Consider the following 14,724-nt stretch of genomic DNA (forward strand, 5'->3'; position numbering starts at 1 on the left):
CATGGCGGTGTAGCTCAGCTGGCTAGAGCGTCCGGTTCATACCCGGGAGGTCGGGGGTTCGATCCCCTTCGCCGCTATAATGATCTTGTTGGACCTTTAGCTCAGCTGGTTAGAGCTCTCGGCTCATAACCGAGTGGTCGTAGGTTCAAGTCCTACAAGGTCCATTTGAATAGTATGGAGGATTACCCAAGTCCGGCTGAAGGGAACGGTCTTGAAAACCGTCAGGCGTGTAAAAGCGTGCGTGGGTTCGAATCCCACATCCTCCTTTTGTATTAACGCGGGATGGAGCAGCTCGGTAGCTCGTCGGGCTCATAACCCGAAGGTCGTAGGTTCAAATCCTGCTCCCGCAATAAGGCTCGGTAGCTCAGTTGGTAGAGCAATGGATTGAAGCTCCATGTGTCGGCGGTTCGATTCCGTCTCGCGCCATTTTATTAATAGTATGTATGCGGGTGTAGTTTAGTGGTAAAACTACAGCCTTCCAAGCTGTTGTCGCGAGTTCGATTCTCGTCACCCGCTTTGAACTTTGTTCAATTACCAAGTTTTTAACTTGGGCGCGTAGCTCAGGTGGTTAGAGCGCACGCCTGATAAGCGTGAGGTCGGTGGTTCGAGTCCACTCGTGCCCATTAATAGGAGAATTACTCAAGAGGCTGAAGAGGACGGTTTGCTAAATCGTTAGGTCGGGTAACTGGCGCAAGGGTTCGAATCCCTTATTCTCCGTTTTATTGAGAGTTTATAACTCTTTTTTTGTTTTTTTAAGAATAGAGAATAAAAACTTCAGATTTGTAAAACTTAATTGGATTACTTATCTGAAGTTTTTTGCGCTCTTTGTCAACTGTAGTGGGCTGCAGAAAAGCTAAAATCTTTATATATTGTCGATTTTATGGTTGTGCTAGTTTATTATTACTTCCAACTCTTGAGTGAAATTTCTCCGCTATTGAGCCAGATTTCTTTTCCGTTATCACATTGAACTAAAAGTTTGCCATTTTCTGAGATATCTTTAGCAAGCCCCTTGTAGTCTTTTTGATCTAGTGTGAAAGTCACTTCTTTTCCTAGAACGAAGGACTGTTTTTTGTATAGGTATAATAGCTCTTCTGCTGGTGTTTCGAAGAAAGCACGCCAGATTTCGATAATTAATTCATTTCTGGTAATAGGTGCTGGAGCTTTGAATAAACTAGCAGCTTTTTCTTTTAATTCTTGAGGAAAGTCTTTAATAGTAAAGTTGATTCCTACTCCAATATTGATATCTGTGACTAAGCCAGTTTCTACAGAGGTCATTGCTTCAGTAAGGATTCCTCCAATTTTATGATTGTTTAGGTAGATATCATTGACCCATTTTATGTCGACATCTATTAATGTTAGGTTCTTAATGGCTTTGTAGATAGCTCCTGCTACAAGTAGTGTGTAGGATGGTAATTGCTCATAGGGAAGATTTGGTTTAAGATGGAGTGTCATATAAATGCCACCTTGGGGTGAGTAGAAAGAACGTTGAAAACGGCCTCGCCCTGCTGTTTGATAGGAAGCTAGATAGAGGGTGTTTGCTTTATTTCCTAAATCAATTGCTTCTTTTGCATCGAGTTGTGTTGATCTTGTTTCGTGTTTAAAACTGACTTTAATTGGAAGGTTTTCTTCTAGAAGTTCTGGAAGAATAAGGTCTCCATTCACCAGTTTATAGCCTTTGTTTTTGATACTATCAATTTCAATGCCTTCTTGTTCTAGACGCTTGATGGCTTTCCAAATTGACGTTCGGCTTAGAGATAGTTCTTCTGCGATTTTTTCTCCGCTGATATAGTCGGTTTCTTTAGCTAGAATCTGGTAGACAGCTTGGTAGGATTTCATAGTGTTTCCTTTCTTTAGGAGTAGTATGTGATTTGAATCTAGTTTGGCTAGTTGCTTAATTACTACTATTTTAACATATACCTAGTCTTTACGGTATGATTTTCTTATAGTAAATGTAGTCATTAAGTTTGAGTTTTGAAATATCAGTATTTTTGCTCCCTTTTTTACCTAGTAAACGTTTCCTTTGTTTTCAAATTGCTAAAAAAGTGGTACAATAAAGGGTAGCTTACTATTATCTGAATCAGTTGATTTGGAGAGAAAGGATTCATTTTGAAATCAATAGGCTTTATTGAAAAGCTGAAAGGGTTGTCTAGTAAAGAGCTGATTTTATTGGGAATTATCCTGAGTATCTTTTTACCCTTTTATCTTTTTGTAGTTGTATTCTGTTTATATATTATCAGTTTGATTTTTACAGGAGACATGAAAAATATTCTTCAGAAAATGGGGGAGCATCCGATGCTGCTTCTTTTTCTTGGCTATAGTACTGTTATATCCGTTTTTGCACAAAATTGGATGGGAGTTGTGGCTTCGGTAGGAATTTTTCTTTTTACTATTTTCTTTTTGCACTATCAGTCGATTTTATCACATAAATTCTTTCGCTTGATTTTGCAGCTCGTCTTGTTTGGTAGCGTCTTGTCAGCTGCTTTTGCGAGTTTAGAACATTTCCAAATTGTGAAGAAATTTAACTATGCTTTTCTTTCACCCAATATGCAGGTTTGGCATCAGAATCGTGCAGAAGTGACCTTCTTTAATCCTAATTATTATGGAATTATTTGTTGTTTCTGTATCATGATTGCTTTCTATCTGTTTACAACGACCAAGTTGAATTGGTTGAAAGTATTTTGTGTGATTGCAGGCTTTGTGAATCTCTTTGGTTTGAACTTTACGCAAAATCGAACTGCCTTTCCTGCTATTATCGCTGGAGCCATTATTTATCTCTTTACGACCATTAAAAACTGGAAGGCCTTTTGGCTTAGTATTGGGGTCTTTGCGATTGGCTTGAGTTTCCTCTTTTCCAGTGATTTGGGAGTTCGGATGGGGACTTTAGACTCTTCTATGGAAGAACGCATTTCTATCTGGGATGCTGGGATGGCCTTATTTAAGCAAAATCCTTTCTGGGGTGAAGGGCCATTGACCTATATGCACTCTTATCCTCGGATAAATGCTCCTTATCATGAACATGCTCACAGTCTATATATCGATACGATTCTGAGTTACGGAATTGTGGGGACTATTTTATTAGTTTTGTCTTCTGTTGCTCCTGTTCGATTGATGATGGATATGAGTCAGGAGTCGGGGAAACGTCCGATTATCGGTCTTTATCTGTCTTTCCTTACAGTGGTTGCTGTACATGGAATTTTTGACTTGGCCCTCTTCTGGATTCAGTCAGGTTTCATTTTCTTACTAGTTATGTGCAGTATTCCGTTGGAGCATCGAACTTTGGTATCGGACATGACGGATTAAGTTTATAAGATTAAAATCTTCTATCTTGGGTAGGAGATTTTTTTACTGGGAAAAATTATTTCCAAATCGAAATAGTTGACAGTTAGAACGATGAGTGTTACAATTGTTTTATTCTTTTCGATATCGAAATAAATTGGAGGTGTTATGAAGGATAGTCATTTGCTAGCCCATCATATTCGTTTGTTGAATGGGCGGATTTTTCAAAAGTTACTGAGCCAAGACCCTGAAGCTCTTTATCGGAGTGAGCAGGGCAAGATTTTAGCGGTTTTATGGAATAGTGAAACCGGCTGCGCAACTGCGACAGATATTGCTCTGGAAACTGGGCTTGCTAACAATACACTGACGACGATGATTAAAAAACTAGAGGAACAAAATCTTGTAGCTATTAGTCCATGTGGAGAAGATAAGCGTAAGAAGTATTTAGTTTTAACAGAGTTGGGGCAGTCACAGAAAGAAGTGGGGCATCGTATCAGTCAGAAATTGGATACGATCTTTTACAAAGGATTTTCAGAGGAAGAAATTCGTCAGTTTGAAGCCTTTCAAGAAAGGATTTTGGCAAATCTGAAAGAGAAGGAAAATGAGGTTTAAAATAGAGCAAATTAGCTGTTTATAAGTAAAGGCCACTTTCGACTTTGTTTTCCAACTCTTAGGACAAGGGAACTATGTGGTTAGCTATGGTCAGACTCAGATTGATGGAGTTGCCTATGCCCAGTACGATATCTTCCGTCTAGAAAACGGGAAAATTGTGGAACATTGGGATAATAAGGAAGTCATGCCTAAGGTAGAAGACTTGACCAATAGAGGGAAGTTTTAAATTGAGGATACAGAATGATTGAATACAAAAATGTGGCGCTACGCTACACAGAAAAAGATGTCTTAAGAGATGTAAATTTACGGATTGAGAATGGGGAGTTTATGGTTTTAGTTGGTCCATCTGGCTCAGGTAAGACAACCATGATTAAGATGGTCAATCGCCTCTTGGAACCAACTGATGGAAATATTTATATGGATGGCAAGCGCATCAAAGATTATGATGAGCGTGAACTTCGTCTTTCTACTGGTTATGTTTTACAGGCTATTGCTCTATTTCCTAATCTAACGGTCGCGGAAAATATTGCCCTGATTCCTGAGATGAAGGGATGGACTAAGGAAGAAATTGCTCAGAAAACTGAAGAGCTTTTGGCTAAGGTTGGTTTACCAGGAGCCGAGTATGGGCATCGTTTGCCTAGTGAATTATCTGGTGGAGAACAGCAACGGGTCGGTATTGTTCGTGCTATGATTGGTCAGCCTAAGATTCTCCTCATGGATGAGCCTTTTTCAGCCTTGGATGCAATTTCGAGGAAACAGTTGCAGGTTTTGACTAAGGAATTGCATAAAGAGTTTGGGATGACAACGATTTTTGTGACCCATGATACGGATGAAGCTTTGAAATTGGCGGACCGTATTGCTGTCTTGCAGGATGGAGAGATTCGTCAGGTGGCGAATCCTGAGACGATTTTAAAAGCGCCTGCAACAGACTTTGTAGCAGAATTGTTTGGAGGTAGTGTTCATGACTAATTTAATTGCAACTTTTCAGGATCGTTTTAGTGATTGGTTGACAGCTCTATCTCAACATTTGCAGTTGTCACTTTTGACCCTGTTACTAGCTATTTTTATCGCGATTCCTTTGGCTGTTTATCTTCGCTATCATGAGAAGTTGGCGGATTGGGTCTTACAGATTGCAGGGATTTTCCAGACCATCCCGTCTCTGGCCTTGTTGGGACTCTTTATCCCCTTGATGGGAATTGGAACCTTGCCGGCTTTGACAGCGTTAGTGATTTATGCGATCTTTCCGATTTTACAAAATACCATCACTGGACTCAAGGGAATTGATCCAAGTCTACAAGAGGCTGGGATTGCCTTTGGGATGACCAGGTGGGAGCGTCTCAAGAAGTTTGAAATTCCACTTGCTATGCCTGTTATGATGTCTGGGATTCGCACAGCGGCCGTCTTGATTATCGGTACGGCAACCTTGGCTGCCTTGATTGGTGCAGGGGGACTGGGTTCCTTTATCCTTTTGGGAATTGACCGTAATAATGCCAGTCTGATTTTGATTGGGGCCCTTTCTTCTGCAGTGCTTGCCATTGCCTTTAACTTCCTACTAAAAGTGATGGAAAAGGCAAAATTACGGACGATTTTTTCTGGTTTTGCCTTGGTGACAATATTGCTTGGTTTGTCTTATAGTCCAGCCCTCTTGGCTCAAAAAGAGAAGGAAAATTTGGTTATTGCTGGAAAATTGGGACCGGAACCAGAAATTTTGGCCAATATGTATAAACTCCTTATTGAAGAAAATACCAGCATGACTGCGACTGTTAAACCAAATTTTGGGAAAACAAGCTTTCTCTATGAAGCTCTGAAAAAAGGTGATATTGATATTTATCCTGAATTTACAGGTACGGTGACTGAAAGCTTGCTTCAGCCATCACCTAAAGTGAGTCATGAGCCAGAGCAGGTTTATCAGGTAGCGCGTGATGGTATTGCCAAACAGGATCGTCTAGCCTATCTCAAACCTATGTCTTATCAAAATACCTACGCTGTGGCTGTTCCGAAAAAGATTGCTCAAGAATATGGCTTGAAGACCATTTCGGACTTGAAAAAAGTAGAAGGACAGTTGAAAGCTGGCTTTACTCTCGAATTTAATGACCGTGAAGATGGCAATAAGGGCTTACAATCAATGTATGGTCTCAATCTCAATGTAGCTACGATGGAACCAGCCCTTCGCTATCAGGCTATTCAGTCAGGTGATATTCAAATCACGGACGCCTATTCGACTGATGCGGAATTGGCGCGTTATGATTTGCAGGTCTTGGAAGATGACAAGCAACTCTTCCCACCTTATCAAGGAGCTCCACTGATGAAAGAAGCTCTTCTCAAGAAACATCCAGAGTTGGAAACAGTTCTCAATAAATTGGCTGGTAAAATTACTGAAAGCCAGATGAGCCAGCTTAACTATCAAGTCGGTGTTGAAGGCAAGTCAGCAGAACAAGTAGCCAAAGAGTTTCTACAAGAACAAGGTTTGTTGAAGAAATAGTTTGAAAATGTCAAACTCAACTTTGTTAAACGACCATATAGAAAACTGCTCAGACAATGTTGTCTGGGCTTTTTTGATTGTTGAAAAGATAAAAACTCAGTAGCCTAGAAATAAGGCAACTGAGCTCTACTCTGTATTCAATTTTTAGGAATGAGAAGGTCTAGATAAAACTGGACAACTTCCTGGTATGTAAAGTCTTGTCCTTTTTTGAGCCACCAGGTCAATGTCTCGATAAAGTTGGACACGACCAAGTGTTGGAGGTAAGAAGTAGGCAGATTAGTGTGGGCTTCTTTTAACTCATCAGCCAACATGGGATAGACATGGTGTTCTAGCTCTTTATGGAGTTGACGGAGGAAGTAGTCATTTTTGGAAAATAGCAGACTGGTAACATGGTCCTGGTTTTTCTGAAAATGTAAAAAGATATGTGCGAGGTAGTCCTCGGTAGTAAAGTGTCCTTCCCTTTCAAAGAGATGATGAAAGAGGTAGCGACAGAGCTCATCTAAAAGGAGTTCCTTGCTTTCATAGTGACAGTAAAAAGTAGAACGCCCAACATCTGCTAGGTCAATGATATCCTGAACAGTAGTGGCATCATAGCCTTTGTCGTTCAAAAGTTGTAAAAAAGCTTGATAGATGGCTTTTTTCGTCTTGCTGACTCGACGGTCTCTTTTTGGCATGTAGACACTTGAGACAAACTGTTCAGAACTGAACATGGCTGACAGTTTGCTTCTATCCTTTCTTTGAATTTTATTAGATAATACAAATGAAAGAAGTATGTATATACCCATTATACCAAAGGAGGGAGAGAAATGAGTTCTAAAACATCTATCTGGTTAGCTTTTTTCTTAAATTTAAGCTATGCGATTGTTGAGTTTATCGCAGGAGGAATCTTTGGTTCGAGTGCAGTTCTTGCTGATTCTATCCATGACTTGGGAGATGCTATAGCAATCGGCATATCGGCCTTTTTAGAAACAATCTCAAATAGAGAAGAAGATAGGCAATACACCTTGGGTTACAAGCGATTTAGTCTTTTAGGGGCCCTAGTGACTGCTGTGATTCTTATCACAGGATCCATTCTAGTGATCTTGGAAAATATAACTAAACTTTTGAATCCACAGCCCGTTAATGACGAAGGCGTCCTCTGGCTAGGAATCATTGCAGTCAGTATCAATGTGCTAGCTAGTCTAGTAGTTCGTAAGGGAAAGACAAAGAACGAGTCAATTCTGAGCCTGCACTTTTTGGAAGATACTCTAGGTTGGTTGGCTGTCATTCTAATGGCGATTATCCTCCGATTTACAGATTGGTATATCCTTGATCCGCTCTTATCGCTTGTCATTTCCATCTTCATTCTAACAAAAGCTATTCCTCGATTTTGGAGCGCACTCAAGATTTTCCTGGATGCTGTGCCAGAAGGACTAGAGACAGGTGATTTGGAGAAGGATTTGGAGGCTCTGACCAATGTCAAAAGTGTCAATCAACTTAGCATTTGGTCCATGGATGGTCTAGAAAATAATGCTATTATCCATATCTGTTTAGAGGATTGGGAGGAGATGACGGAAACAAAGAATCAAGTACGTCAGCTCTTAGAAGAAAGAGGTGTGCAGAATATTACTATCGAAGTGGACACCAGTCAAAGCAATCATGCGCAACATAAGCGAAAGGTAACAGCCTTAGGGCAATCCCATGGGCATCAACACTAGAAAAGAGGCTGGGGAAAAGTCTTTAAAAGTGAAAAGCGCATAGTGTCAGGCATTAAAAAAACTTGATACTATGCGTTTTATTGTGGGGACATTTACTTCATTTTATCTTGAAATTTAGTTTTTGCCTAGATTCTAATATCTTAATCATTCCTTGTACTCTCTCTCAATGTCAGTCTGGTTCCCAGCATGGTCAGGCTAGGGATTTTGCGACCGTGGAGTACTTCCTTATTAAGAATATCCATACCTGCTCGGCCCATTTCCTCGGTATAAACGGTGATGCTAGAGAGAGGAGGATAAACCTGCTTGGTCAAGCTAGTGTCATTAAAAGAAATGAGGCTGACGCGGTCTGGCAGGCTGATTCCAGCTTCTTGGAGGGCACGGAGAGCACCGATGGCTAAACTATCACTGGCAGCAAAAAAAGCTGGCGGGAGTTGGTCTCCCAAGCTCTGAATGGCTTCCTTCATCAAGTCATAACCAGACTGGGCAGTAAAGCTTCCTTGAAAGACCAGTTCATCATGATAGATTCCTTTTGTTTGACTGTAGTTTCTGAAGTTTTCTAGACGCTTATCCTGAATGATTTCTTCTTGGTCAGTTGTTTCCTCAAGCCCTGTTAGAATCCCGATACTGTCCATTCCTTGGCTGAGGAAATAATCGACAACTTGTTTCATGGCAGTGTAAAAATCCGTGATAATACAAGTATGTCCTAGTGAAAGTGTATCGCTGTCTAGAAAGACAAGAGGCTTTTGGTATTCTTCAAAGGCAGTAATCTGTGCTCGGCTAAACTTTCCGATGCAGAGAATCCCAATCACTTCCTCGCTTAGGGTAAAAGGATGGTCATTGAAATAGCGCAAGATATCATAGTCCAACTCTTGGGCTCTTTTTTCTATTCCTAGGCGAATCTGGTAGTAGTAGAGGTCGTCTAGCTCTCCTTGTTCACTGACCCATTGGATAATGGCAATCTTTTGCTTGGGTTTGTGGGACTCTCCTGTCTTGAGGTGCTTGGTGTAACCCAGCTCTTCAGCAACGGTTAAAATACGGTGTCTGGTTTCTTCTGTAACAGATAGGCTCTGGTCGCGGTTGAGAACGCGGGATACGGTCGCGATAGAGACAGAGGCTAGCTGTGCAATGTCTTTTAAGGTAGCCATAAATCCTCCTTCTTTTAAGTTAGTATATCATATTTTTCTACCTTTTACCGATAGTTTAGTAAAATTTTAGTAAAAAGGATTGACCTTGGAAAATCCCTTGGATACAATAGAAGAAAACGATTACACGTTAAGACGACTTAACGGACAGTAAAAGGAGAAATCATATGACACAACATCTTACTGCTGAAGCACTTCGTAAAGACTTTCTTGCTGTTTTTGGTCAAGAAGCAGACCAAACCTTCTTTTCACCAGGTCGTATCAATTTGATTGGTGAACACACGGACTACAACGGTGGACATGTTTTCCCAGCAGCTATTTCCTTGGGAACTTATGGGGCGGCTCGCAAGCGTGACGACCAAGTCTTGCGTTTCTACTCAGCTAATTTTGAGGACAAGGGCATTATCGAAGTGCCTCTCGCTGACCTCAAGTTTGAAAAAGAGCACAATTGGACCAATTATCCAAAAGGAGTTCTTCATTTCTTGCAAGAAGCTGGCCATGTGATTGACAAAGGTTTTGATTTTTATGTTTATGGGAATATCCCAAATGGTGCTGGTTTGTCTTCTTCAGCATCATTGGAACTCTTGACAGGAGTCGTGGCAGAGCATCTCTTTGATTTAAAATTAGAGCGTCTCGATTTGGTTAAAATCGGTAAACAAACAGAAAACAACTTTATCGGCGTAAATTCTGGTATCATGGATCAGTTTGCTATCGGTATGGGGGCTGACCAACGTGCTATTTACCTAGATACTAATACTCTAGAATACGACTTGGTGCCACTTGATTTGAAGGACAATGTCGTTGTTATCATGAACACCAACAAACGCCGTGAATTGGCGGACTCTAAATACAATGAACGCCGTGCTGAGTGTGAAAAAGCAGTAGAAGAATTGCAAGCAGCCTTAGATATTCAGACCTTGGGTGAATTGGATGAGTGGGCCTTTGACCAATATAGCTATCTGATTAAAGATGAAAATCGTTTGAAACGTGCTCGCCATGCTGTGCTTGAAAACCAACGTACCCTCAAAGCTCAAGTAGCCCTTCAAGCAGGTGATTTGGAAACATTTGGTCGCTTGATGAATGCTTCTCACGTTTCCCTAGAGCATGACTATGAAGTAACTGGTTTGGAATTGGATACTCTTGTTCATACAGCTTGGGCACAAGAAGGAGTTCTCGGTGCACGTATGACAGGGGCTGGTTTTGGCGGATGTGCCATTGCCTTGGTGCAAAAAGATGCTGTTGATGCCTTTAAGGAAGCTGTAGGCAAACACTACGAGGAAGTAGTTGGATACGCTCCAAGCTTCTATATCGCTGAAGTTGCAGGTGGCACTCGCGTCCTTGACTAGTCAAAAGGAGGCTCTATAGTGACCTTAGTAGATAAATTTGTAACATATGTCATTTCTGAAAGTTCATTTGAGGAAATGGATCGAATCTACCTGACCAATCGTGTCTTGGCACGAGTGGGAGATGGTGTTTTGGAAGTTGAGACAAATCTGGATAAAGTGATTGACCTCAAGGACCAGCTGGTTGAGGAAGCCGTTCGATTAGAGACGATTGAGGATAGTCAGACTGCGCGTGAAATCCTTGGTGCTGAACTGATGGACTTGGTGACCCCTTGTCCCAGTCAGGTCAATCGTGATTTCTGGGCAACCTATGCCCACTCTCCTGAGCAGGCGATAGAGGATTTTTACCAACTCAGTCAGAAAAATGACTACATCAAGCTCAAGGCCATTGCTAAAAATATCGCTTATCGTGTTCCATCTGACTACGGGGAGCTTGAAATTACCATCAATCTCTCTAAGCCTGAAAAAGATCCCAAAGAGATTGCAGCAGCCAAGTTGGTGCAAGCCAGCAATTATCCTCAGTGTCAGCTGTGTCTAGAGAATGAGGGCTACCATGGTCGGGTCAACCACCCAGCTCGCAGCAATCACCGTATTATCCGCTTTGAAATGGCGGGTCAGGAGTGGGGCTTCCAGTATTCGCCTTATGCCTACTTTAATGAGCACTGTATTTTCTTAGATGGTCAGCATCGTCCCATGGCCATTAGTCGTCAGAGCTTTGAACGTCTGTTGGCTATCGTAGAGCAGTTTCCAGGATATTTTGCAGGCTCTAATGCCGATCTGCCGATTGTGGGTGGCTCTATTCTGACTCATGACCACTATCAGGGAGGCCGTCACGTATTTCCTATGGAATTGGCTCCTTTGCAAAAGACTTTCTCTTTTACTGGTTTTGAGCAGGTCAAGGCTGGGATTGTCAAGTGGCCCATGTCTGTCCTACGTTTGACTTCGGATTCTAAAGAGGCTTTGGTTAACTTGGCTGATAAGATTTTGCAAGAATGGCGCCAGTATTCAGATCCTGTAGTGCAGATTTTGGCAGAGACAGACGGGACACCGCATCATACCATCACCCCAATTGCACGTAAGCGTGATGGCCAGTTTGAGTTGGACTTGGTCTTGCGAGACAATCAGACATCGTCAGAGCATCCTGATGGCATCTATCATCCCCACAAGGATGTCCAACATATCAAGAAGGAAAATATCGGCTTGATTGAGGTCATGGGCTTGGCTATTTTGCCACCTCGTTTGAAGGCAGAAGTGGAGCAAGTTGCCAGCTACCTCGTGGGAGAAGAGGAGACAGTTGCCGACTATCATCAGGAATGGGCAGACCAACTTAGAGCCCAATATCCAGACCTAACAGATAAAGAAAAAGCCCTTGAAATTGTCAAGGACTCTGTTGGTGCTATCTTTGTGCGTGTACTTGAGGATGCAGGAGTCTACAAGCAGACGGAACAAGGACAGGCAGCCTTTATGCGCTTTGTGGAGCAGGTTGGAATTTTGCCAGACTAGGAGCTTTCTCCTTGCACAGTCCTATAAAAAGTAGTATCATAGTGTCGTTTGAAATATCAGGAGGAAACGATGAAAGATTTTCATTTTGACGCTATATCTGCCTTTGAAAATTACGAAATTGAACAAATGAGAGATGGTCACGTTGTGGTGACGACAAAAGTAGTGGATTCGTCGCTCAACTACTATGGCAATGCCCATGGTGGCTATCTCTTTACCCTTTGCGACCAGATTAGTGGTTTGGTAGTCATTTCGCTAGGACTAGATGGAGTGACGCTCCAATCCTCTATCAACTACCTCAAAGCAGGAAAACTCGACGATGTGCTGACTATTAAAGGAGAATGTGTCCATCAAGGTCGCACAACCTGTGTGGTGGATGTTGATATCACCAATCAAGAAGGCAGAAATGTCTGCAAGGCAACCTTTACCATGTTTGTCACAGGCCAACGGTCAGAAGAAAGACAGATACGAATATAGATAACTAAAAAAGAGGCTCGCACCTCTTTTTCTTATTTCTTTTTATGATTTAATACTGCATTGAGGACAATGGCAAGGAGGCTGGCTACGACGATTCCGTTTGAGAAGAACATCTGGAAGGCTGTCGGCATGCTGACAAAGAGATTACTGTTGTTGAGTCCGACACCTGCAGCGATGGAGACTGCTGAGATAAGGAAGTTATGTTCATTGTTAGCAAAGTCAACACGGGCGAGGATTTGCATCCCTTGGATGGATACAAAACCAAACATCACCAGCATGGCACCACCGAGGACAGGACTTGGAATGATTTGGGCAAGGGCGCCAAACTTAGGAAGGAGTCCAAGGAGAACCAGGAAACCAGCTGCGTAGTAGATTGGCAGGCGCGTCTTGATACCTGATAGTTTAACCAAACCAACGTTTTGTGAAAATCCTGTGTAAGGGAAGGTGTTAAAGATTCCTCCGAGAAGTACGGCCAAACCTTCTGCACGGTAACCGTTGCGCAGGCGCGTGCTGTCGATTGGATCCTTTGTGATATCAGACAAGGCTAGGTAAACACCGGTTGACTCAACCATAGACACCGTTGCGATGATACACATCATGACAATAGATGAGATTTCAAAGGTTGGCATTCCAAAGTAGAGTGGAGTTGGGACATGGACAAGCGGTGCTGCCGCGACAGGAGAGAAGTCAACTAAGCCCATGCTAGCCGCAATAGCAGTTCCAACAACCAGACCAATCAAAATAGAGATAGACTTGATAAATCCTTTGGTAAAGATGTTAATCAAGAGGATAATCAGAACAGTGATAGCTGCAAGCAAGAGACTTTGACTAGTTGGCTCTGGAACATTATTTCCCATATTTCCAATAGCGACAGGAATCAAGGTTAAACCAATCGTAGTAATAACAGATCCTGTTACGATAGATGGGAAGAGATTGGCTACTTTTGAGAAGATGCCTGAAACAAGAACCACGTAAATCCCTGATGCGATAAGGGCACCAAACATAGCCCCACTACCATGACTTTGTCCAATCAAAATCAGGGGAGCGACTGATTGGAAGGCAACTCCGAGAACGACTGGGAGTCCAATACCAAAGTATTTGTTGAGTTGGAGTTGGAGGAAGGTTGCCACCCCACACATGAAGATATCTGTGGAAATCAGGTAGGTCAACTGCTCAGTTGAATAGCCAAGGGCTGTCGCAATCATGATGGGAACCAGGATGGATCCAGAGTACATGGCTAGTAAGTGCTGCAAGCCGAGAACGGCTGCTTGTGAGTGTTTTTCTTGAGTTTGCATTAGAGATCTGCCTCCTTAAATACGACCTGACCATTTTCAAAACGATCCAAGCGAGCAAGTGATAGAACAGGGTAGCCTGCTTTTTCAAGCAAATCACGGCCATCTTGGAAAGATTTTTCAATCACGATACCGATAGCTTCGACTGTGGCTCCGGCCTGTTCGATGATTTGAATCAAGCCTTTGGCAGCTTGGCCATTAGCAAGGAAATCGTCGATAATCAATACCTTGTCCTCTGGTGAGAGGAATTTTCCAGCGATAGAAACGGTGCTGGTCACTTGCTTGGTAAAGGAGTAAACTTCGGCAGTTAAGATACCTTCGTTCATAGTGATGTTTTTAGCTTTTTTAGCGAAAATCATGGGAACGTTTAAGGCTTCAGCTGTAAAAAGGGCTGGGGCAATACCCGACGCTTCAATGGTCACGACTTTGGTAATACCAGCAGAAGCAAATTTTTCCGCAAAAACCTTACCAATCTCTCGCATCAAGCTAAAGTCAACTTGGTGGGTTAAAAAGGAATCCACCTTGAGGATGTTATCACCCAAGATATGCCCATCCTTGAGGATGCGCTCTTCTAATAATTTCATAAGACCTCCTAAAGTCTAAAAGCTAATCCATTTGCTTGTTTCAGATTTCTACCCAGTAAAACGGATAGAAAAAGGACCTACTTAATCTCTAAGTAAGTCCCCAAAATAGGCATGGCAAAAACGACCATACCTCACTTCTGACTTACTTATTGTTAGGTGTTCCGGCACCTTGTAGAAACGTCGTGCCAATTCACGACATAAACAAGTAAAGCGATATTCAATTTTAAATAGGTTTGAGCCAATGTTCTTATTTTACACCAAAAAACTTTAAAAATCAAATATTTTGTCAGTATTTAGATATAAAAAACGAACAAATGTA

The 14,724-nt window shown here is 42.0% G+C and carries 13 protein-coding genes, 8 tRNA genes, 1 pseudogene and 1 riboswitch; of the genes and pseudogenes, 17 read left to right on the top strand and 5 right to left on the bottom strand.

The genetic code is table 11. The annotated features are described in order from the left end of the window. Positions 1–3 precede the first annotated feature (3 nt). The 8 genes from NMM26_RS08225 (at position 4) to NMM26_RS08260 (ending at position 717) form a co-directional block, all read left to right on the top strand. A tRNA-Met gene (locus NMM26_RS08225) sits at positions 4–77 on the top strand. 13 nt (positions 78–90) lie between these two features. Further along, positions 91–164, top strand: a tRNA-Ile gene (locus NMM26_RS08230). A 12-nt stretch (positions 165–176) separates the two neighbouring features. Beyond that, positions 177–266, top strand: a tRNA-Ser gene (locus NMM26_RS08235). Positions 267–276: 10 nt separating this feature from the next. After that, positions 277–350: transfer RNA gene (locus NMM26_RS08240), tRNA-Met, on the top strand. A gap of 3 nt (positions 351–353) precedes the next feature. Then, positions 354–426: transfer RNA gene (locus NMM26_RS08245), tRNA-Phe, on the top strand. Positions 427–445: 19 nt separating this feature from the next. Continuing rightward, positions 446–516: transfer RNA gene (locus NMM26_RS08250), tRNA-Gly, on the top strand. A 33-nt stretch (positions 517–549) separates the two neighbouring features. Next, positions 550–623: transfer RNA gene (locus NMM26_RS08255), tRNA-Ile, on the top strand. 6 nt (positions 624–629) lie between these two features. Further along, a tRNA-Ser gene (locus NMM26_RS08260) sits at positions 630–717 on the top strand. Between the two features lie 183 nt (positions 718–900). Here the strand turns inward: NMM26_RS08260 and birA are convergent. Continuing rightward, on the bottom strand, positions 901–1,836 hold the full coding sequence (gene birA, locus NMM26_RS08265) for a bifunctional biotin--[acetyl-CoA-carboxylase] ligase/biotin operon repressor BirA (protein ID WP_254754183.1): 936 nt from the start codon (positions 1,834–1,836) through the stop codon (positions 901–903). A gap of 270 nt (positions 1,837–2,106) precedes the next feature. On the opposite strand from birA, the gene NMM26_RS08270 reads away from it, so the two are divergent. From NMM26_RS08270 to NMM26_RS08290, 5 genes and pseudogenes are all read left to right on the top strand, one after another. Next, positions 2,107–3,300 (top strand): O-antigen ligase, encoded by a 1,194-nt coding sequence (locus tag NMM26_RS08270; protein ID WP_254754184.1) that lies wholly within the window; start codon positions 2,107–2,109, stop codon positions 3,298–3,300. Between the two features lie 144 nt (positions 3,301–3,444). Next, complete coding sequence (locus NMM26_RS08275) at positions 3,445–3,888, top strand: MarR family winged helix-turn-helix transcriptional regulator (protein ID WP_000655208.1); 444 nt, start codon at positions 3,445–3,447, stop codon at positions 3,886–3,888. Between the two features lie 34 nt (positions 3,889–3,922). Beyond that, positions 3,923–4,114 (top strand): annotated as a pseudogene (locus NMM26_RS08280) (polyketide cyclase); the annotation flags it as partial. Positions 4,115–4,128: 14 nt separating this feature from the next. Then, positions 4,129–4,857 (top strand): ABC transporter ATP-binding protein, encoded by a 729-nt coding sequence (locus tag NMM26_RS08285; RefSeq protein WP_254754185.1) that lies wholly within the window; start codon positions 4,129–4,131, stop codon positions 4,855–4,857. Further along, positions 4,850–6,370: an ABC transporter permease/substrate-binding protein gene (locus NMM26_RS08290; RefSeq protein WP_084927236.1), complete on the top strand. Its 1,521-nt coding sequence runs from the start codon at positions 4,850–4,852 to the stop codon at positions 6,368–6,370. Before NMM26_RS08285 ends, NMM26_RS08290 begins: the two co-directional genes overlap by 8 nt. Positions 6,371–6,507: 137 nt before the next feature. Here the strand turns inward: NMM26_RS08290 and NMM26_RS08295 are convergent, their stop codons facing one another. After that, complete coding sequence (locus NMM26_RS08295; protein ID WP_004235331.1) at positions 6,508–7,044, bottom strand: TetR/AcrR family transcriptional regulator; 537 nt, start codon at positions 7,042–7,044, stop codon at positions 6,508–6,510. Between the two features lie 132 nt (positions 7,045–7,176). Between NMM26_RS08295 and NMM26_RS08300 the strand changes: the two genes are divergently transcribed. Continuing rightward, a complete protein-coding gene (locus NMM26_RS08300) occupies positions 7,177–8,067 on the top strand; it encodes a cation diffusion facilitator family transporter (RefSeq protein ID WP_254754186.1) in 891 nt (296 codons plus the stop codon). A 140-nt stretch (positions 8,068–8,207) separates the two neighbouring features. On the opposite strand, the gene galR is transcribed toward NMM26_RS08300, so the two are convergent. After that, positions 8,208–9,212 carry a DNA-binding transcriptional regulator GalR gene (gene galR, locus NMM26_RS08305; protein WP_254754187.1) on the bottom strand — a complete coding sequence of 335 codons (1,005 nt, stop codon included), beginning with the start codon at positions 9,210–9,212 and terminating at the stop codon, positions 8,208–8,210. A 164-nt stretch (positions 9,213–9,376) separates the two neighbouring features. Between galR and NMM26_RS08310 the strand changes: the two genes are divergently transcribed. From NMM26_RS08310 to NMM26_RS08320, 3 genes are all read left to right on the top strand, one after another. Next, positions 9,377–10,555, top strand: coding sequence for a galactokinase (locus NMM26_RS08310; protein WP_254754188.1), 1,179 nt, complete (start codon positions 9,377–9,379; stop codon positions 10,553–10,555). A gap of 18 nt (positions 10,556–10,573) precedes the next feature. Further along, positions 10,574–12,055, top strand: coding sequence for a UDP-glucose--hexose-1-phosphate uridylyltransferase (locus tag NMM26_RS08315; protein WP_254754189.1), 1,482 nt, complete (start codon positions 10,574–10,576; stop codon positions 12,053–12,055). Positions 12,056–12,124: 69 nt separating this feature from the next. Beyond that, on the top strand, positions 12,125–12,529 hold the full coding sequence (locus NMM26_RS08320) for a PaaI family thioesterase (RefSeq protein ID WP_254754190.1): 405 nt from the start codon (positions 12,125–12,127) through the stop codon (positions 12,527–12,529). Positions 12,530–12,561: 32 nt separating this feature from the next. Here NMM26_RS08320 and NMM26_RS08325 read toward each other — a convergent pair whose 3' ends face one another. Beyond that, entirely contained in the window at positions 12,562–13,824 is a 1,263-nt protein-coding gene (locus NMM26_RS08325) for a nucleobase:cation symporter-2 family protein (RefSeq protein WP_254754191.1), read from the bottom strand. Beyond that, the gene (locus tag NMM26_RS08330; RefSeq protein WP_138704692.1) at positions 13,824–14,405 is read right to left on the bottom strand and encodes a xanthine phosphoribosyltransferase; all 582 of its coding nucleotides are present in this window, start codon (positions 14,403–14,405) and stop codon (positions 13,824–13,826) included. Before NMM26_RS08330 ends, NMM26_RS08325 begins: the two co-directional genes overlap by 1 nt. A gap of 129 nt (positions 14,406–14,534) precedes the next feature. After that, positions 14,535–14,630, bottom strand: a riboswitch (purine riboswitch). Between the last annotated feature and the right edge of the window lie 94 nt (positions 14,631–14,724).

Origin of the sequence: Streptococcus sp. CF7_Ac1-8, from assembly GCF_024295435.1 — a bacterium.
GTDB classification, from domain to species: domain Bacteria; phylum Bacillota; class Bacilli; order Lactobacillales; family Streptococcaceae; genus Streptococcus; species Streptococcus mitis_AP.